The following is a 19,205-nucleotide window of genomic DNA, read 5'->3' on the forward strand; positions in this document are numbered from 1 at the left end:
TTTTGCTGCCAACGCTTTTCCAGGTCTTCTGCATTCATGATCTCGCCCACCTTTCTTTTGGTGAAATTTCTTACTACCATTTTATTTTACCATTTTGGCGGCGCAAAAAAATGAATGGCACCCTTGTGCCAATGTGCCAATTTCAGAAAAGCGCGAGTCCAGGGCAGGGAATAGTGGCAGTGATCTGGCAATCTGGCGATCAGTTTCGGTTGTGGTTGGTGTTGTCTGGCAGGATTTTCATAGCTGTGGACATAAAAAAAGAGAAGCCAATTGCTGGCTCCTCGTGTTCACCATTTAATAATAACATATCCTGGCCCAAAAATCAAGGTTTTTTGGTGGCAATGTCGGTTTTCTTAGGATTGATCATCGGTGGCTTTCCAGTTGCGGGCTTTGATGGTTTCTTCAGCGACGATACGCCAGCCGCGCGCTACTTCGGCGTTTTTGAGATGGAGCTCGTCAGCAATCTGCTGGTCAGTAATGCGTGAGTCTTTTTTGAGTAGTTCAATTACGCTTTCAGTGGTCGAATGGATAGAGCCATCGGCTCTGGGCTCCATCGATTCAAGTATTTCTTCGCCAGACATATTTATCATAGGATTTCTCCTCCTCTAATCTTTGATACTTTTCTCTTCTACATATTAAACGCACATCTCTTTGGTTTGTAAAAGCCTACCATTTTCGATCTTTCAATGTAGAGATTCTACTTATTGTTATATAATACGGCATTCGGAGCTACTTTTCCATATGAAAAAGATGTGCTTGTTACATATTTACATATATTTAATTAAGCACGTCTGGTTTGATTGCTTCTGGCTGGCTTATTCCCGTTCCTCGGCGGTTTCGGCTCCGTAGAGTTGTCCCGCATAAAGCGGATCACTGGGATGACGACCACGCTGATCGATGCTTTCAAGGATACTGCTGAGTTGGATCAAGGTGCGCTCAATCTGTTGCGATTGACGCTGCACAGAGCGCAATTGTCCTGCCAGTTCATACAAACGGCGATTCAACGCTGGTACATCGGCTTCCAATGGCTCTAATGGTGATAGTGGCGGCTCGTAACGGCTTTCACCTCGGGGTACAGTATAGGTATCAGGTGCAAATGTCTGATTTTGTGAATATGACGACCTATGCGGTTGCGTATATGATTGTACGGACGGCTGGCTCCGCTCTTCTTCACGAGCAGATGGAATGGGTACTGTTACCGAAGCCTGCTGGTTTCTGGCTGGCTCTATGGGAGCGCTCACACGTTCAGTAGCAACATTACTGTTATCAGCAGCCGAAGCTATCCGAGTCTGAGCTTGAGTCTGCTGGGCGCTCTCATCTGAGCGCATAAGTAAAAAAGCTAGCAGCAGCGCGATAGCAGCGACTGCAATTAATCCACCAATAATCATGTCTCTTCCTTTCGCCGGCTCTATTGGAACACGTTGATAAGCAGAAGAATAGATAGGATAGGCACAAAGATTTAGAAGGTATTCATGACTTATGTAACGATTTCATGACTATTCAGTCATCAATTTACCAGATGGTCATATCAAAGTCAAGCGATATGAGAAAGGATATAGAGCATGCACAAAAAAGACCTCTAGACGTCTAGAGGTCTTTTTTGTGCTGGATAAAACTGTCCGGTTTGTTGAGATAGCTCCGCGTACCAGCTACTCTCTGTAGTGCAAACCCGCGGCTGATGGAATCCCATTCGCACTCTGTTCTGCAGAGTTACGTCCATGCATTCCCTCAATGACACCGCTCAATTGAACCAGTCCTTGTTCAATATCTCGCGATTGGCGCTGCAAGATGTGCAGTTGTCCGGCCAGTTCATATAACTGGCGATTCAATGTGGCGATTTCACGCTCGGAATATTGAGATTGGGCGGACTGCTCGGTTGCCCAGGATACTGGCAGTACCTCTTCACGGGTTGGATAATCCGCGATGTTATTTGTATGCTCGTTCTTCGCGTACGCCATCGTTGGGGCTTCTGGAAAATCCAGTTGCTCTAAGGGCTGACTTCTGGCTGAGAGTTGTTGGTCCTTGCGCTCATGCTCTGAGAGAGGAAGAGTCATACTCTTCTCTAATTCTGGCGCTGGCATCGTCTCTTGCTTCTCAATCGCAGCAGGCGTAACTGGCCCGGCAGGTACAGCTGCAGCCGCCGTTACTTTAGCACTCGTGTTACCACCACGTGACGCCAGGAATGCACCCAGCAAGGCGAGAACCGCAATGGCAATCAATCCTCCAATAATCATTCTTCTCTCCTTCGTTCAATGCTTTGATGGATATCTGCCATGACGCTGTCGGGCAGATATCCATCAAAGAGGTGGTGATTACTAGTGCAGGTGGATGGTTGCCTCGGCGCTCAGGCCAGGGACAACATTGTTGCTACCATTGCTATCCAGGGTGATGACAACCGGGACACGCTGCGAGACTTTGCTGAAGTTGCCACTTGTGTTGTCATTGGTTGGCAACAAAGAGAAGGAACCGGCCGTCGCTGCAACGATGGTCTGGATATGGCCTTTATAACTGGTACCGCTGAATGCATCGATGGTAACGTCCACCTCCTGGTTGACTTTCACATCATTGATACGGCCCTCATCCACATAAGCGGTGACGGTCAAGTTATTAAGATTAGTAACCTGGATCAGAGGGGTACCGGCAGCAACGGCCTGACCAACTACGACGCTATCCTGAACGACGGTACCGTCGATGGGGCTGCTAACTTTCACATCCACAGGTTTGCCACCAGTGGCAGGTGTGACCAGGACAGTTCCGATAACTTCGTTCGCGGTGACCTTATCGCCAAGCTTCACTGCCAGAGTGTCAATCTGGCCAGAGCCAGGGCTGGCAACGGGCAGAATTGTACCTGTCACCTGAGCATCATCGATCGTATAGTAAAGATAACTATTGTAGAAGTAGTAGCCTAGACCACCAGCCGCAGCCAGGATGGCAACTACGATGAGGACCGTAACTAAAACAGTGCGACGCATTGTACGCATTCTCCTTCTTAAATGAGGGCATTAGAATTTAGATAAAAAACGTATAAAGTGTATTGAATGAATAAGCGTATTCGGGAATTTTTAGTATTCCCTTCTACCACACAGCATGGAAGGATGCAAGACTTAGACAGCCATTGCAGCCTCTTCCAATGCTTTCTGCTCTTCCTCAGTTAATGACTCGGGTGCAACCTGCGGCTTTTTCTTGAAGCCACCCACGAAGATTGAAGCGAAAACTGCTACTCCAATCAAGATGAGCGTGAGCCAGAAGGTATCGCTGATCGATTGCACATAAGCCTGTCGCTTAACCAGTCCAGAAACCTCTTTAAGTGCGACCGCCATGGCTTGCTGCATCGTAAACCCTCTAGCCATAAAGCCAGCCTGAAGCATCTGGATCAAACGTCCCAGAGAAGTGTCAGGAGAGGACTTTACGGCGATGTTGGCGTAGTGCCTGGTGGTCTGCGATGATACAAAGGTAGAGATGACTGAGACTGCCAGCGAACTAATGACAAAACGGAAGGTCGTATTGACAGCTGAAGCCTGCGAGAGCATCTTTGGCTTGATCTGCGACAGACTGGCCATCATCAATGGCTGCATACAGAAGCCAAGACCGAAACCACGAATGCACAGGGCAATTTGCATTTGCAAAATTGACTCATAAGAATTGATGAATGTAAGCATGTACATCGCAAAACCCATTACGAGCAAGCCCGGAATTACGATGGTACGAACACCCATTTTATCAACCAGCCGACCACCAATGACTACAGCAACCATCGAGCACAATGATTGCGGCAACAGGTCAAGACCTGATTGGAAAGCGCTCAGCCCACGTAAGGATTGTAAGTAGACCGGTATAACAAATAGTCCACCATACAGAGAAAAAATTACTAACGAGCTTGCGATGATACCGGTGGTAAAGGTCATGTCGCTAAAGACGCGCAGATCCAATAGAACCGGCTTCTCTTGCTTGACACGCTGCAACTCCAGGAACACAAAGATGATGAGGAGAATTACGCCACCACCGATACATCCCATCACAGTTGCAGATCCCCACCCATCCGAGTCGGCGGATGAGAGACCATAGAGCGTGGATGCCAGACCAATGCCAGCAAAAATGAAGCCCCAGAAGTCAAATTTGACGCGATGCGCGGGACTATCGTTTAAAAAGACCATCGCGGCAATCAAGCCGACAATACCAATTGGCACATTGATATAGAAAATTAATTGCCAGCCGGAATAGGTTACCAGATATCCACCCACGGTTGGTCCAAGGGCAGGGCCTAACAACAATGGGATACCCAGAAAACCCATCGCGGTACCGCGCTCGGCCGGAGGAAACTCCGAATAGAGCAGGGTGATCGCTAACGGTGAGATAAAGGCTCCGAAGACGGCCTGTATCACACGGAACGCGATCAACGTTGGGAGGCTCCAGGAGATACCACACAACGCTGAGCCGATAGTAAAGCCAGCCAGCGCGACGAGGTATAAGCGCTTGTTACCAATGCGACTCGCCAGATATGCAGTCAATGGAGTGGCGACACCCTGGGCCAGCGTATACGCTGTTAATACCCACTGCACACTGGTAAGGCTAACTCCAAAGTTAGTCTCTAATTTCGGAATGGCCGTATTGACGATGGTACTATCCAAAATCGTCATGAACAATCCGATTACGATCACAATCGCAACGATCCACTTATACGCAAGTCCCCCCGTTTTTTCGGCCGGGGGCGTTGCAATAACTTGCATAATATCTAACTCCTTAATGACGTCTATTAGCTATTTATCTATCTATAAAAATGGAAAGAACATATAAAGGTATTGACAATTCTGCTCCGCCTGATGACAAGCGCGACATGGCTTGCCATCAGGCATTTATATGTTCTGTTGATATGTTGTCCTTTTCTTCTGCTGACAGTTGGTAAGCCTGTGAAGAAGAAGCAGGAGCCGTAATACCGTGAAAGTAGATACATTTCAAATAGCGCACGAGATCCTCATGGCGGACCTTTTTACCACTGCGCAAGGTTTTGAACAAACGGGACATAATCATCCCGATCAAACTTTCCAGCATCACCTCGGTCGGCAACATCGCATTAAAAACGCCATTGTTCTTACCTTCGTCGAGCAAACTGAGCATATTCATATGAATAGTATTAAAGGCAGCTTGCAACTGGGAATCCAATTCCATGCCAGTATCGATGCTTTCACGCCACATAAATATCAACATATGTTTTTTAGCGATCTGTCGACAGATTTCATCGACCAGATGAGACAGGCGTATGTCTACGCTCTCTTGCTCTTTGAGAATCTGCTTCATAGCATCTTGCAAGACCTGGAGTTCCCGTTTGAAAAGAGTCAGTACAAGGTCTTCCTTACTGGCGAAATGCTGGTAGAGCGTCCCTTTGGCTACCCCGACGCGCTGAGCAATCTCGCTCATCGAAGTATCGTGATATCCTCGCTCCAACAGCACTTCCTGTGCCGCCTGCAAAACAAGGGTTTCGCGCTCTTGCCTTTGCTTTTCTTTAAGCGATTGATGTATAGTCATCTATAAATCTACATCCCTTAAGTATAATGTGTTGATCGCACCAGTTGTGTTCTGACTATTAAAACCAATTTTTGACTAGATTAATTTCTTTATGACTCCCTGGTCACTAATTTACCAGAAAGTCATAATTCTGTCAAGCAGTCCTCGACAACTCAGGACTTACCTATCACAGACGAACCCACGTAGCGGTTGCCCTCCACGAGTGGAGTTATACAACCAGCTCGCACCAGGCTATAAATCTAAAACCTGTGAAATGCGCTTCTATCGTTCTCTGACGTATCTTCGGGGCAAGTTTATGCGCGACTCCACCAGGTAAAGGGTGCTAGATACGAGTCAACCATCATTCGTTGGCCTGGGCGCGTATGGAGGCTTACAGGGCGTGTTCAGAGGGCCGGGATAGCAGTTCGATGAGTTGCTGCTGATCCTGTTGTAGCCGGGTTAGAAATGCATCCTGGTGGCTGGCAAGGGTAGCTAGTTTCAGGGCGACTTCGGTCGTGCGCTCGTTAGAGAGATCCAGTCCATCGAGCATATTACGCAGGTCGGTGCCCCAGCGTTCCTGCTGACGGCCAAGCTGAGCCATGGTTTGGGCAGTATCTGTGAGGAGCCGGGTTGCCTGTGAGGCCGAGATATTTAGCATTTCTTGCTGTTGCGTGAGTTCAACCATCGGTGTCACCAGCTCTTCAAGTTGAAAAGTTAGCTGGCTGTTTGTTTCTTTGAGCAGGTTAGTGGCGTGATCGACATGCGCAGCTGTTTGTACTATCCCGCTCGTTAAATCCCCCATCTCTTTCAAATACTTACTCCCCTCTATTGACTGCTCAAGCATCTGATCAGCAACTTGTCTGAAGTATTTCATAACCTGCTGTGACATAGCATCATATTTGTTGGTCATATCGCGGGCCATGTTATCCAGGTCCTGAGTAAGATCTTGAGACAGGAGGGAAAAATGTTCAGAGGTGTGTTGCGTCATATCTGCGAAATCACCAGTGATACGCTCAAAGTGCTGAGAGACACGTTGCGTCATATCCGCGAAATCACCAGTGATACGCTCAAAGTGCGCGTCTAAACGGCGAGACATCGTATCAATGCGACGGACAACCACGGTCAGATTATCCGCTACGGTCAACTGGCTCTTAAATTGTGCTAAATAGAGTGAGACCAGGGCAAGCAGGTGAGTAAGATCACTACGGAGTTCCTGTTCTTGCCGGAGTTGCTCCTGTTGTTGACGTTGCAGCCTCTGCGCTGGACCCAGTACCAACCAGCAGGAGAAGAGCAGAAAGGCCAGCACAAAGATCAGGTCGACGACAACCAGCGGACCAATACGCAACCAGGATGGCAATTGTCCATTAAAACCCTGTTGCCACCAGTAGAGGAGTGAGCCACTGGCGTTATGGATAGAGGATGACAGGATAGATGGATATAATTGCAAGGCACGCAACAGGCCAGTGCCAGTGAGCAGTACCGGTAGACAGAGTAGAAAGATACGCAGTGGCTTGGCCCAGAATGCGATATCACGCCCGGATCGTGTGTTTTGCGTGAGATAGCTATGATATTGTGCCAGTACAACCTCCGGCTGGACTATAGCCAGGGGATCGGAATCAGCCCAGGCATTCATCTCAGCCGAGGATTCATCCTCAAGCGCGCTCCGTAAAAAGGTGAGACGCTGCGCGGCCGAAGGATCAAATTCTTCAATACGCTGCGTCATGGTTGTCAAAAGATCAAGCATACGTGTTGTCTCAATCATAATACTCCTTGTGAGGTGGGATCACTTCCATCCGCAAAAAACCAGCGCTCTTTGTCCTCCCAGACGTCTAAGAGCGCACTATACCCATGGACATAGATATGCTCAGCCGCCTCAAACGGGAGCATACATTGTCCTTGTTCCTGGCCCTGCCGTTGAACCCAGCAAGTTGTCTTCCCCAGTGTCGCACGCTGAACGTGGTTCGCCAGATGAGGTGGATAACCTGCGTTACTCCAGACGATCACGGCATGCTGGATGAGTTCTGTTGCAGGCCATCGCCAGCGCACCAATAATTGTGGACGACCAGCTTGCTGGATTAGCTCGACCGTCAGGGCTGTCAGGTCATGCTGCCGAACAAAGCGGAGAGCAGCTTTCTGTAGTTTAAAGGCGTTGAACGTGCTAATATACGGTCGAACAGCTTCAGGCAGTGCGTTGCTAGCAAGCAGTGCACGCTCATAAGCCTTGCTGGCTAATGCCTGTTCAATCTCCACACTTTGCAGGGCACAGGCAATACGCTGGCGCTGCGAGGCCGTAAAGTCGCTAAAAGCTTGCGCAAGAGTAGCATCATAGGCTGCCCGGATCGCCTGCTCATCTTCGCTGGCACAGGCATGCTCGACACGTTGGTACATACTCAGATATGCGCGAGCCGTCTGCACATCTTCCAGCTCCTGTGCGGAAAATAGAAATGTACGCGCGGGAATGGATTGCTGGATGGCCTCATAGGCGTCGATTAACGCGCTGGCGATGCGCTCCTGATATGCCCGCTGGAAGGCACGGGCCCGAGCCAGTAGCGAGCGCTCACGCGGAGTAACGTTCTGACAATTGTTCAACAATCGATCATCGTAGGCAGTCGCAATCTGAAGCGGTCGTTTGTTGGACAGCGCGATACGGAAGCGAGCCAGCGCGCTACGCCGACGCTGCGCAAGTCTGGCCCGTTCTAATAACGCCTCTGGCAGCGCCTGAGCATCAAAGTGACCAAAGTTACTGATCTCTTCATAAGCAGCTGCAATTGCCTCATCGTCCTCGCTCTGACAGACTTGAGATAGTTGCTTAATCTGCTCATCCATCTGTCGTACGCTCACCGCACGTTCCGTCACCGCGCGACTTACCCCTGGCACACCAGAAGCGATAGGATATAGCGAGGATGAGGCTGTGTGAGAACGCTGGATACTTGCAACACTCTGTCTCGGCGCGGTATGGTGGATATCATGGCTATCAGCTACCGCCAGAGAGGATAGGACGCTGTCACGCCGTACATTACTTGTTGTCGGATAGACCAGAGTTCCATCATGCAAACTGGGAGCTTGCTCAATAAATTGAAGTGGAAAACGAACCTGATTAACATCTTGCAGACAGGCCTGTTGGAGTGCATGGATGGCATCTGTCACCTGCGCATTATCCAGGCGCAGCAATTCATGGAACAGTTGGGATTGTCGCGGCTCTTTGAAATCCTGGCGCGTAAAAAGCAGGTTGGTATCCAACAGTTTGTCCTGCTGATCGCGCTTCATATATGTATCCCAGAGTTCGGGGTGAACAGCCAGGGCCGACAATGCTGTGTAGATAACCAGGGCAGAGAAAGCATCCATAGAGGCGTTAAAGGTGCGCTCAGACATCTGTGGATGCTGGTAGTCAGCCTGTCCCAACAATACGCGATCCAGGTGGGCAGCGGTAGGACCAAATTCAGGCAGATAAACGCCATCATAGTCCACCAGGACCAGCGAGTGATCTGGCCTGACCATAATATTCACGGCGGCCAGATCCCCATGCGCCATCCCACAACGTTGCATACACGAGACGAGATACAGCCATTGCTGGATGAGCTGACGTAAGGAGGCGGTATCGCGTTGTCGACAGAACACATCTACCTGCTCCAATAACGTCAGGCCATCGATCCATTCCATATCAATGACGGGATATGCCTGCGCCGTGCTTTTCCCCTGCTCCTTCACCATAATACTGGCATCATGATAGGAACAACCCACGGTGATAGCGGACGCATGGCGCTGAAAGAAGGGTCCCATACGCTCATAGCGGAACCGCATTGTCGCGTTCATTGGAACACGAAAACAGCGTAGAGCACGCATTTTGCCACTGCGAGTGCGAAACTTATAGACGACTGCGAAGCCCCCTTCAATACCCCAGGGGCGCTCGACCGTTCCCAGCGCCGTCTGGCTGGTAACGACCTCAACCTTGCCCTGCTTCAACTCGGGATCGGCTATCCGTAAGCGTGTCGCGGCAAAAAGCATCGCCTCATCATAGGCAAGACGATCCGGCATACCCTTAACCTCTCCACCATTTAAAGTTCACCACCCAGGGGCACACCTGCTCCAGACGCTGCCGGAAGGTCGAGCCATCATAGCCATGTGTCACCTCCAGCCAATCCTGCAACTGCATCGATTGTTCCCAGAGCAGATACTCCTCAAAGAGCTGGCGGTTCAGCAGCATCAGCAGAATATCTTTCACCTGCTCATCAGTCAAAGCATATGCGCGCAACAGCGTTGCATAGTTTACTGCGGGATCATTCTTAAAGGCTTGAAAAATATCCGGCAAGAGCATCTCAGGCATCAATGGTACCGAGGCACCGGTACGATTAGCCAGCTTAATCCCTTCCTGAATCAAGGCGGCATTGACCAGATCATCCAGCGTCGTCTGCTCCAACTCCGCGTCAGATACTTTTTGATACACCCAATGGATCAAATAGAGACGTTTCACGTGACACACTTTACGGAACCAATATTCACTAATCGCAGGAATATCGGAAGCCAACCGCATCGAAGAGGATAGCGCACTGCTACTCGCTGCCGTGGAAGATGACGGCACCGTGGATGTAGTTGATGGCCGGGTTGTAGCTGTAGGAGATGGCGGCATCATCGACATAGACGGTGTTGGCGTCGTAGTCATCGGAGATGGTCGTGGCGTAGCCGCGGCGGGTGGAGGCAAGGCTCGTTGCTGCTGTTGCTCATATTGACGGCGCACCTGTTCGATATATGCCATTTCTTGATTAGTAAATAGCAAATAATCCCGATAAGGAGAATTCAGAATAGCAGCGACCGCCGCAAGTAAAGCTCGGGAGTCCTGTAAACGCCAGGCATCCACAAATTGGCAGGAGAGAAACACCAGTTGCTGCTCTTCGAGAGAGAGGAACGAGGTATCACGTCCAATCAGGTCCGCTGAGATAGCAATCTGCTCGACACGCTGGCTGGCGATAGCACGTTGCATACGCCGCCGCTCATTATCCCGTTGTAATGCCAGTTGGATACGCTGCCGCTCGCTCTCACGGGTCCCGCCCCATATCGCGGCGGCATGTGGCGAATTCTGGATTGTATGGTACACCTCCACAATCGCCTCATCCCGATTCGAAGCAATAGCCTGCCTTACGCTATATTCCAGATGCATTTGCTCCTGGCTCTTGATGATAACATGCAAGGAACGTGGCCTGGCTAGCTGTATTGCCATAGTCGTACCAGCAGGTGCCATCGCCTCACGGAGCGGCACACCGATACGCTCCAATGTCTTACAGACCGCATCCGCACAGGGCTCATCTATCAGGAGCGCAGCATATTTGCGCCACGTAGGAATAATTCTGGCCGCCGCCTGTGGATCATTTACATTGCGGCGCAACACCTGCAATACTTCGCGCAAGGCATCGGCCACCTGACGTGCATGCTCCTGTTCCTCAAGCGGCAAAAAGATACCCTCGTATTCCAGATCAATGCCATCCCCATAGAGAATAGCCGCCTGCTCTTTATTTTGATTATGGACTGCCTGTAAAAAAGCATCGCCGCGACTGGCCCGCATAGCTGGACGGTGGGCAAACGTCCCACCCAGCATTGCGCCATCAGGTCCAGGCTCATTATCCAGGCGTACAACGACCGCGGTACAATCATCATCCACCATCTCGCCAGCGGCCCGGCAAGAGGCAATAAAAGTCGGCCATGACGCGGGTACCTGCTCGGTCACAGCCATAAAAGCCGCAGCCTGATCCTGTAAATGGCCCCCGCCCGCGCTTACAATCCAGCGCGCCACCGCATCCGTCGCCAGAATGACCATATCGCCAGGCTCAAACTCGATCTGACAGGTCATGCCACGCTGAAAATAGCGCTGAAACGCACTGAGACGAGAAGGCAGGCAAATCGGCGGCTGATCAAAATCAGCCACGCGTTTCACGGGGAAAACAGATACAGCGGCTGTAGCAGCCTTTCGGATGAAAATACAACTATCCCCAAATACCAACAACTGGGCTTTGCGAGAAAGGGTAGCGCCCTGTCCGGGCAATACACGAATAGTAGCGAGCGTCGAAAAGCTCCCCTCATTTTGCACTTTCTGCAAAACGTTCCAGGGCATTCCTTCCAGAGCGGGCAAAGTCTGCTGAAAATGCGCTTGCGCCGTACGCAACCACCACTCAACCTCAAACGGATCAGCGCTCAGTAGTGGTGTCTCGATAAAATGATCGACGAGGTGCCGGGCCCATATGTTAGAGAAAAGCGTTGTTCCAACACCGTCAGCCACAGCTAACAAGCCTTCAGAAAGGCGTATTCCCAAAGCATCTTCGCACGACTGCTCATTATGCTCGGATTTCCAACATTGCAACCTGGTAACTTGTGCATACATACAATTTCAGTTTCTCATCATAATGCTGCCATCCTGCCAGTATACTGTCAGCCTGCATGCAAAGGTTCTCCGAGTGGGGCTGCAAAAGCGATCAAGGGTTTGCAGTCCCACTTCTGCCCGACAAGGCCATTTTTCAAATGCAGGGTAACAGTCCAATAAGCCAGAGGCATGGCTTCACTGGCTTAACAGGATGTTTGCTTCTTCATACCGCATTCCCCATGCGTTGCGGCTCAGATTTTTGAGCATAGTATAACTTGGTCTGATCTTGCACCTTCAGACGCGTGTGCTATAGATTATATCTTTTTATAACTACGAAGATCAGTATATCTGGTACTAAAAAGGAAAAATCCTCAGGAATTGCTGGTGGTCAATGGCTGCGTAGCAGGTACACTGGCAAAGACAAACATCTGACGTACAGACGCGGCATCTCCATTGAAGATCAACCCTTTCGCGCCTGGCTCAACTTCTCTTCCCAGCAGGGACTGTAAAAGCTTACGGCTACTCTCAGGGATAACGCTTGACATCTCAAATAGCAATTGTGCGTAAGGATCAGCGGGAAGAGCTTCGCTGGTCGCAGGATAGGTAATAGGGGCAAGATTGATATCAGTAATATGGACATTGAAGACCAAAGCTTCACCATCATTCGTCGCAACCTGTCTGATGGCCTGTGCCACCTCCAAAGGATCTCCATCACTGGCGACGCCATCCGTGACATTGATAATCACCGGAGGATAGCTATCGGGATGTTGCGCGACCCACTCCTGAGCCAGCTCATGCGCCTGTTGTAACGCCATACACATTGGTGTACCCGCGCCCGCTTTTGCCTTCACCCAGACCGGAAAAGGCACAGTAATCTCAATCTCCTGGCCGGTATCATCGATCTCAGTACGGTGGCGACGCTCGATATCCAGAGGATTCATCTGCAACTCGGACAAGCCGACAAAGGTCCTGCCCGTCAAATTTCCCTGCAAAACAGGCTCAACCGAAATACCCTCATAACCAAGTACGGCTACTTCAGCGCGTGGACGCACCTCGGTTGTGCCATCCCGTTGTGCTACTGTATTTGAAACAATCAATTCATTGAGAAACCCATTTAAAACGGTCGCCACCATATCGCACTTGCGCCGTCCCGCACCAGCCTGTGCGGCCCCAAAGGGATCGGCCATTGAACCGGACTGATCTAATAAGAAAATCAGGCAACCAGGACGTGAACCCGCCCATACCTGTGTATATGTATCCATTGAAATAGTAAAATCCTCTCAAAAATAGCGCTAATCCTAAATTTATTGACTAAAGATACCAAAGCATGACTTTCTAGTCATCAATTTACCCAATGGTCATACACTTGTCAAGAGAGCATCAGCCGCATCAGCCACATCAGGCATCCTTCAAACAAGCGTACAATGCCTGGCAAGGACGTTTACACCTGCCTTCTGACGCGCAATAACATCTATACATTGGTACTAGAAAACCCATAATATTTATATACTTGCTTCAACCAGATAACGATGCATAAGCCCGACTGGATCTGCCAGTTCTCATGCAGGGACGGCAGTTCTGCTGCCCGGGTTTGGGATGTTCCTCGCCTTCCTTTTTCTCTCTCCAGCGGAAGCTAAAAAAATGCGAGGACCAGATAGCAGCGCTGCTATCTGGCCATTATGCATGGGGTCTTTAAAACGTTATTCACTAGCCAGGGCGTAGCACTGGCTGTCTACAGCACCAAACTACTGACTGATGAAAGCGACGCCTGGTCCTTCATGAAACAGAGAATTCGTAATCGAGCCAGGGTGTTTCCCCCAGTTCATCGAACTGGCGATCACCATACCATCATCCTTAACCTGCTCAACTATAGCAACATGTCCTACCGGGTCCGCTCCCTGGACACCACCGCTCAGGACAAGAATGGAACCCACCGTCGGAATACTGGATACATGCCATCCAAAATTCAAGGCACGATCGACCCATTCTCCAGCATTCGCATTAAACGTCCATGGCACCAGAACATTGTGCAACTGATAGTAGCGTTGCGAAGCCCACCACGTACACTGTCCAAAGGGATATGCATTGCGATACGCAGTCGCAATGGCCAGTGGGCCAAATCCCCTCGGTACTCTTTTCAACGCGGCACTGATCGATAGCGACATTTCTGGATCTGGCACAGCTTGAAAAGTGGGTGCAGCTGGCTGGTCACGTTGCTCTTCCTTTATATAAGTTGCGTGCTTCAGCATTGCCAGAGGGGCTGCCAGTTGTGGTGGCACCCGAACGCCATACAAAGTACTACTCATCTCAATAAACGGTGCGCTCGGAATACAAATACGCTGGTTGATATATGTCAAGCTGGAAGGGCTCAAGTGATTGTATGTTGCCATCTGTGAGGTACTCACACCATAGGCGGCAGCAATGCTCTCCAATGAGTCATCTCCAACAACAATGTGTAGGCGATCCGTTTGTGAGCAAGCGGAAACAGTTAGCGCGCGCGCTCCCTCCACCTTCGCTCGCGACATTACTCCAATTAATCCAAGACCAAACACTACGACAAAACAAGTACTCACTACAAAACTCACTACGTTATACCGCTGGAAGTTTTTCCAGCTTCGTGGTTGTGTTTGCAATGTATCCTCTCTCGAATATACAACTTGCAGACCCCCGCAAACGTCTATGAGACAGCGCTATAGATATTCTGGCTTGCGCTAAAATATATGTACATTGATGTTCACAGACGTATATCTAGTTGCACTATACACTATGAACCCCAATAATATATATTAATATATTATTGGGGTTATAAAACCAGAAGTCGTCCAAAAGACCTCTACCCTGTATGTACGCCATGAAAGGGACCGCTGTTGGTGGTTAGAGGGTTATTTGTTTATCGATGAGTTTAGTTAACAGGGTGGAGTAGTGCTCTCTATTCAGAGGAAGGTCGACGTAGCTGTGGGTGTAACTGGAGTAAATGAGGGCGTTAGCCAGTTCAAGCGACATGCGCCCCTCGGCTCCAGCTGAGCTAAAAGGTGTGCCTCCACGAATTGCTGTGTTCAATGCCTGATAGACGGTGCTATGGCTTCCTCTACTCTGATTGTCTATCTCAACTGGTACGTCCTGCATGGCGGGTGAGGCCATGGCTTTGGGATGAGTGGCAATGAATTGTGTGAGATCTGTTTCCAGGGCGCGATAGTTGAGTTGGCCGCCTTGTAGTTCCAGTTGACCACGCGTACCAACGAGTTTGAGATATTCGGATTGATCGGCTTCGGCGGTGCTAATGTGGATAGAACCAAGCGCACCATCCACCCATTCCAGGGCTCCTTCGACAGTATCTTCGGTTTCAATGGTGTGCTGGAGACGGCGGGTCCAACCAAAGACACGAGTGGGCATTCCCATCAGATGACAGAGCAGATCCAGATGATGGCAGGCCTGATTCATCAGGACACCACCACCCTCGCCCTTCCAGGTGCCACGCCAGCCAGCGGATTGATAGTAACGCGCAGTTCGTGTCCAGACGGCACTCATGGTGACATGCTGGATACGTCCCAGTTGTCCACTTTGAATGAGCTGACGAGCCGCAATGATCTCGGGACGAAAGCGTTGCTGAAATACTACTCCCACAATACGCTCTGCCTGCTCAGATGCTTCTATCATAGCATCCGCATCCTTCACCTGTACGGCCATAGGTTTCTCAACCAGGACATGACTGCCGGATTGCAGGCTGTCAATCGCGATGCGGGCATGGTAAGGATGGGGAGTCATAACTACAACCACATCTGGCCTGACCTTGGAGAGCAATTGCTGATGATCGGTATACCAGGCACAATCCAACTCTTGTCCACGCTGCTCAGCGGCACTGGGAACGACATCAGCCACAGCGACAATCTGAATATCAGGGGATTGCAAGGCCTGACGATGCATCCCAAAAACACCGGCTCCGGCTCCAATAATAGCGTAACGTAACTGGTTCATCGACGTTGGCCCCATATTAAAACTCCTTACCTCTATTATTCGACATAGTAGATAAAAAAAAGAGAAACAGTCTCTCTAACGAGAGTGTGTCTGATTTCAATGGTTTCCAGGCATGGGTTTTCGCGTCTCTGGAGCTCAAAAAGATCTTGTGTGTTACAGAAAACGTACTCAGCACATTTTCTGTAACACTCAGAATGTGTTTGATTCCCATGGTCTTCGCCATCCTGGTGCATGAGTTTTCGCACCTGCGGTGCTCAAAACTGTTTTTAGTGTGTGGTGCAGAAAAGGTGCTATGCACCTTTTCTGCACCACACACTAAAAAGGGCGCAGGCGCGCATGCGCCTGCCAGCAGGTGAGCAGCAAGATCCCGCTGGGAGTGGGAATCAAACACTTTGTAAGAATTTGTCGAAGGAGATGCTCAAAGTTGGTATTTCGGCTTCTGTAGGACAGTGGGCTTCCATACTCTACGATGTGAGAGGATCAAGTGGCTTGCATTAAGTAAGCATCAGGCTTCTTTCTTCGTGATTTTCACACATGTGTTTTCGCATTCGAGGTGTTCAAACAAAAAATCCTCATTAATAACAAATTTTGCTGTTTGCATGTGGAGAATTTCTCTGTGGTCAGTAGTAATCCTGAATGATCCTCTGCGATCTGTAGAAATGGCTGGAGGGTTGCACTGTAAGGAGTTGTTTTATCTCGGTCTATCTATTGGTGGTGTTTGACTGATTTGAACTGGCCCAGCCCGACCGGGCTAAAAGTCGGCGTTGGCTTTTAGCTCGCGTGCTTCTTCCTTGCACCATTTCTTATTGGTGATTGGTCTATATGTGTCGGGTCTCTGGAGTAATAATCCAGCGTGTTTCAAACATTTCTTGTGGCTCAATGACCAGCGCGTGTGGATCAGAACTGTCCTGTGCGAAATGAATTCCCTGCTTTTCGAGATAGATGCGTGTATGGTTTAAGTTGTTGCTGGTGAGAAAAATTTCAAATACGCCCTCACCAATCTCGCGCAGGTCCTTTTTCAACTGACCAGTGCCGCGTGGGGTTAAAAGATCGATAAAGGCATCGTTGATACAAAAGGTGGCTCGTTTGGCATCCAGATGTGCCACGATATCCTGTTTTTGTAGCTTTAATCCCAGGTTCTGTTGATAAATAGTGATAACCTGCTCAAAGTCCTTCACGCCAACTGAGACTTTGACTATGCCTGTGATTCCATTGTCATGTGTCTGGGCGCGGTTGATCTCATCATTTGACCATTCCCATTCATAGAGAAAAGGCCAGGCACGGCGCCAGGGTTGCCCCCCCGGCATAAAGACCTGTACATTGAGCGCTGTTCCATCCGCTCGCATGCGTTGCACGGAATACGGTTGATTGACGACAAGACCTGTTCTGGATAAATGCTCCATATCTTTCGCGAGATCTGTTGAAGCAAGAGCATAGCCTATCATCGCTCCATCACGTTGGTCCAGAGCATTGAGCATCACGTCGACATGAGGCAGCGCCTGGATTGTCCTTGCTGGATCAAAGGTTGAGATCAATTCTATATAAGTAAATCCAAAGTGAATAAAGGCATTCTGTGTCCCCAGTGTCGTGTGGTTTCCGCCTGAAATGACACGAAAGCCTAAACGTTGATAATGGTCGATGGCCGTATCGAGATCGCGAACAGCTATCATGACATGGTCAAGACGAGTAATCATAAGTTTTTCCACCAATCATGCAAAGGCTGCCAGTGCATGGCTACCTTCTGTGATATGTATTTTGTACAAGACTATTGTCATCAAGTACAAGGGTACCGGGCTCATTAGTAGTTTGTCAACCAAAAAACTCCCTGATTTGTTTTTAGATACTATTATATATGATTATTTGTGACTATTCAGGGAGATTGAACAGGACAATATTTTCTATCATTTCTTTTATCATGCGTGTTTAGCACTTGTTTTTTTTATCTCCAGACCATTTTTTTATCTCTTTCTCTACTACTCTTAATCTCCTTTCACTTTTTTACTTATAAGTAGAATAGAAGTCCGTGCCAGTTGTCTGTTGAACTGAGGAGAGAGGTCAGGTACAGCTATAAAACCCGGTCAAGGGATTGCGTCTTATGTGTTCTCCGTATGAGTATTGGCAAGCCCTGATTTAAATAGTAGGGGTGATCGACAATTCAGTTTTTCTTGCGTATATTTTTACCGAGTGGTAAAAAAGAAACTTGCCAGATAGCGACTGACCATCAGGAGGAGTTGGTATGATGATCGATGAGCATGAAGATGAAGCTGTAACTCACTTTCGTGAGTATGTCGCGCAGGGTGGTAAAGTTGAGGCAACCACTTGGATGCCGGATGAATATCGCCAATCTTTAATCTGTCTATCTCCCCCTGGCGCAGGCAGCGAGCAAGATACTTCGTGAGGAGGTATACCATCAGATGCATACTGCGCTCTGGCTGGAACGCCTGGCTGGTGGTACCACTGAAGCGCGTCAGCGTCTGCTACAGGCGCTTGCGCAACTCTGGCCTGCCACGCCTGGCTTATTTGAGCCGCTGTCCGGGGAATCCCTCCTCTTGTAGGCTGGCATTCTCACCACAGACAGTACAATCTTGCAGCAGATGTGGCTGGATAGCATTATAACGGTCTTTACTCGCCTTCAATTACCATGGGGGATATTTCAAGCGTCATCCATCAGTGGCAGCCGCTACGGCCCCCATACGTCTGATTTTAGCGCCTTATGGGAGCGCATGACGCAGGTGTATCGGATAGATCCACAGGCCAGTTGGTGAGCAATCTTTCAGGGAGAGCCAGTGCATGGATAATAATTTGGATGAAGCTGCGATCTGGCATGTGTTGCAATCGATCCCAGATCTAGAGTTGCCAGTGATTTCAATCGTTGATATGGGCATTGTGCGCACGCTGAAGGTTGATCAGTAGCGTGCCCATGTATCGGTTGAGATCACGCCTACTTTCGCGGGTTGCCCCGCGCTTCTGCAAATTCAGGTAGAGATTCGCGAACGTTTACTCGCCCTTGCTGTGACAGTCGAGATTCAGATCAATCTGCAACAACCCTGGAGTAGTGATCTATTAAGCGCAGTCGCACGAGACAAATTGCATGCTGTCGGCATTGCTCCGCCGCCTAGAATTGGCCGCGGGAGGGCCATTCCTATGCTGGTCAATCAGCCTCTCACCTGTCCTTACTGTGGATCGCAGCAGACGCGTCTGGAAAATGTCTTTGGTCCCACTCCCTGTCGTGCCATTGCTTATTGTCAACACTGCCACCAACCCTTCGAACAATTCAAACCGCTGTAAGCCCGTGGTTTATGAGCGATTTGGTACTCAGTGATAATTTCGAGGGTGCGCGTGTCGCTGTCCAGCATCTTATTGATCATAGTCAGTCTCA

The 19,205-nt window shown here is 49.5% G+C and carries 17 protein-coding genes; 5 read left to right on the forward strand and 12 right to left on the reverse strand.

Features of this window, described 5'->3' with window-relative positions:
* Positions 1–485, forward strand: a 485-nt coding sequence (locus F1593_RS29040) for a hypothetical protein (RefSeq protein WP_216368919.1), incomplete at its 5' end; no start/stop codon positions are given.
* Positions 486–815: 330 nt separating this feature from the next.
* Here F1593_RS29040 and F1593_RS18960 read toward each other — a convergent pair.
* The 12 genes from F1593_RS18960 to F1593_RS19015 all read right to left on the reverse strand — a co-directional run bounded on the left by F1593_RS18960 (position 816) and on the right by F1593_RS19015 (position 17,520).
* On the reverse strand, positions 816–1,388 hold the full coding sequence (locus tag F1593_RS18960; protein ID WP_149403137.1) for a hypothetical protein: 573 nt from the start codon (positions 1,386–1,388) through the stop codon (positions 816–818).
* A gap of 261 nt (positions 1,389–1,649) precedes the next feature.
* Positions 1,650–2,234, reverse strand: coding sequence for a hypothetical protein (locus tag F1593_RS18965; RefSeq protein WP_149403138.1), 585 nt, complete (start codon positions 2,232–2,234; stop codon positions 1,650–1,652).
* 81 nt (positions 2,235–2,315) lie between these two features.
* A complete protein-coding gene (locus F1593_RS18970; RefSeq protein ID WP_149403139.1) occupies positions 2,316–2,972 on the reverse strand; it encodes an HlyD family secretion protein in 657 nt (218 codons plus the stop codon).
* A gap of 132 nt (positions 2,973–3,104) precedes the next feature.
* The gene (locus F1593_RS18975) at positions 3,105–4,727 is read right to left on the reverse strand and encodes a DHA2 family efflux MFS transporter permease subunit (RefSeq protein WP_149403140.1); all 1,623 of its coding nucleotides are present in this window, start codon (positions 4,725–4,727) and stop codon (positions 3,105–3,107) included.
* A gap of 118 nt (positions 4,728–4,845) precedes the next feature.
* Positions 4,846–5,523, reverse strand: coding sequence for a TetR/AcrR family transcriptional regulator (locus F1593_RS18980; RefSeq protein WP_149403141.1), 678 nt, complete (start codon positions 5,521–5,523; stop codon positions 4,846–4,848).
* Positions 5,524–5,893: 370 nt separating this feature from the next.
* Complete coding sequence (locus F1593_RS18985; protein ID WP_149403142.1) at positions 5,894–7,264, reverse strand: hypothetical protein; 1,371 nt, start codon at positions 7,262–7,264, stop codon at positions 5,894–5,896.
* A complete protein-coding gene (locus tag F1593_RS18990) occupies positions 7,261–9,537 on the reverse strand; it encodes a protein kinase family protein (protein WP_149403143.1) in 2,277 nt (758 codons plus the stop codon). The genes F1593_RS18985 and F1593_RS18990 overlap by 4 nt, the downstream gene beginning before the upstream one ends.
* Before the next feature lie 4 nt (positions 9,538–9,541).
* A complete protein-coding gene (locus F1593_RS18995) occupies positions 9,542–11,872 on the reverse strand; it encodes a PP2C family serine/threonine-protein phosphatase (protein ID WP_149403144.1) in 2,331 nt (776 codons plus the stop codon).
* 350 nt (positions 11,873–12,222) lie between these two features.
* Positions 12,223–13,113: a vWA domain-containing protein gene (locus tag F1593_RS19000; RefSeq protein ID WP_149403145.1), complete on the reverse strand. Its 891-nt coding sequence runs from the start codon at positions 13,111–13,113 to the stop codon at positions 12,223–12,225.
* A gap of 483 nt (positions 13,114–13,596) precedes the next feature.
* A complete protein-coding gene (locus F1593_RS19005; protein ID WP_149403146.1) occupies positions 13,597–14,424 on the reverse strand; it encodes a LysM peptidoglycan-binding domain-containing protein in 828 nt (275 codons plus the stop codon).
* Positions 14,425–14,725: 301 nt separating this feature from the next.
* Positions 14,726–15,841, reverse strand: a complete 1,116-nt coding sequence (locus tag F1593_RS19010) for a Gfo/Idh/MocA family protein (RefSeq protein ID WP_149403147.1) — start codon at positions 15,839–15,841, stop codon at positions 14,726–14,728.
* Between the two features lie 803 nt (positions 15,842–16,644).
* Positions 16,645–17,520 carry a VOC family protein gene (locus tag F1593_RS19015; protein WP_149403148.1) on the reverse strand — a complete coding sequence of 292 codons (876 nt, stop codon included), beginning with the start codon at positions 17,518–17,520 and terminating at the stop codon, positions 16,645–16,647.
* Between the two features lie 542 nt (positions 17,521–18,062).
* Here F1593_RS19015 and F1593_RS28470 point away from each other — a divergent pair.
* From F1593_RS28470 to paaD, 4 genes are all read left to right on the forward strand, one after another.
* Entirely contained in the window at positions 18,063–18,224 is a 162-nt protein-coding gene (locus tag F1593_RS28470) for a hypothetical protein (RefSeq protein WP_172632253.1), read from the forward strand.
* On the forward strand, positions 18,214–18,381 hold the full coding sequence (locus tag F1593_RS19020) for a Phenylacetic acid catabolic protein (RefSeq protein ID WP_308483064.1): 168 nt from the start codon (positions 18,214–18,216) through the stop codon (positions 18,379–18,381). The genes F1593_RS28470 and F1593_RS19020 overlap by 11 nt, the downstream gene beginning before the upstream one ends.
* Positions 18,382–18,616: 235 nt before the next feature.
* Positions 18,617–18,739, forward strand: coding sequence for a hypothetical protein (locus F1593_RS29635; RefSeq protein WP_268907073.1), 123 nt, complete (start codon positions 18,617–18,619; stop codon positions 18,737–18,739).
* A 21-nt stretch (positions 18,740–18,760) separates the two neighbouring features.
* The gene (gene paaD / locus F1593_RS19025) at positions 18,761–19,114 is read left to right on the forward strand and encodes a 1,2-phenylacetyl-CoA epoxidase subunit PaaD (RefSeq protein WP_149403150.1); all 354 of its coding nucleotides are present in this window, start codon (positions 18,761–18,763) and stop codon (positions 19,112–19,114) included.
* Positions 19,115–19,205: the final 91 nt, after the last annotated feature.

The organism is Dictyobacter arantiisoli, from assembly GCF_008326305.1.
Classification (GTDB): Bacteria; Chloroflexota; Ktedonobacteria; order Ktedonobacterales; family Ktedonobacteraceae; genus Dictyobacter; species Dictyobacter arantiisoli.

What these genes read in the sequence shown, in the direction of transcription:
- F1593_RS18960 (WP_149403137.1), bottom strand. Translation starts at nt 1,388, where the DNA reads ATGATTATTGGTGGATTAATTGCAGTCGCTGCTATCGCGCTGCTGCTA.
- F1593_RS18965 (WP_149403138.1), bottom strand. Translation starts at nt 2,234, where the DNA reads ATGATTATTGGAGGATTGATTGCCATTGCGGTTCTCGCCTTGCTGGGT.
- F1593_RS18970 (WP_149403139.1), bottom strand. Translation starts at nt 2,972, where the DNA reads ATGCGTCGCACTGTTTTAGTTACGGTCCTCATCGTAGTTGCCATCCTG.
- F1593_RS18975 (WP_149403140.1), bottom strand. Translation starts at nt 4,727, where the DNA reads ATGCAAGTTATTGCAACGCCCCCGGCCGAAAAAACGGGGGGACTTGCG.
- F1593_RS18980 (WP_149403141.1), bottom strand. Translation starts at nt 5,523, where the DNA reads ATGACTATACATCAATCGCTTAAAGAAAAGCAAAGGCAAGAGCGCGAA.
- F1593_RS18985 (WP_149403142.1), bottom strand. Translation starts at nt 7,264, where the DNA reads ATGATTGAGACAACACGTATGCTTGATCTTTTGACAACCATGACGCAG.
- F1593_RS18990 (WP_149403143.1), bottom strand. Translation starts at nt 9,537, where the DNA reads ATGCCGGATCGTCTTGCCTATGATGAGGCGATGCTTTTTGCCGCGACA.
- F1593_RS18995 (WP_149403144.1), bottom strand. Translation starts at nt 11,872, where the DNA reads ATGTATGCACAAGTTACCAGGTTGCAATGTTGGAAATCCGAGCATAAT.
- F1593_RS19000 (WP_149403145.1), bottom strand. Translation starts at nt 13,113, where the DNA reads ATGGATACATATACACAGGTATGGGCGGGTTCACGTCCTGGTTGCCTG.
- F1593_RS19010 (WP_149403147.1), bottom strand. Translation starts at nt 15,841, where the DNA reads ATGGGGCCAACGTCGATGAACCAGTTACGTTACGCTATTATTGGAGCC.
- F1593_RS19015 (WP_149403148.1), bottom strand. Translation starts at nt 17,520, where the DNA reads ATGATTACTCGTCTTGACCATGTCATGATAGCTGTTCGCGATCTCGAT.
- F1593_RS28470 (WP_172632253.1), top strand. Translation starts at nt 18,063, where the DNA reads ATGATGATCGATGAGCATGAAGATGAAGCTGTAACTCACTTTCGTGAG.
- F1593_RS29635 (WP_268907073.1), top strand. Translation starts at nt 18,617, where the DNA reads ATGGATAATAATTTGGATGAAGCTGCGATCTGGCATGTGTTGCAATCG.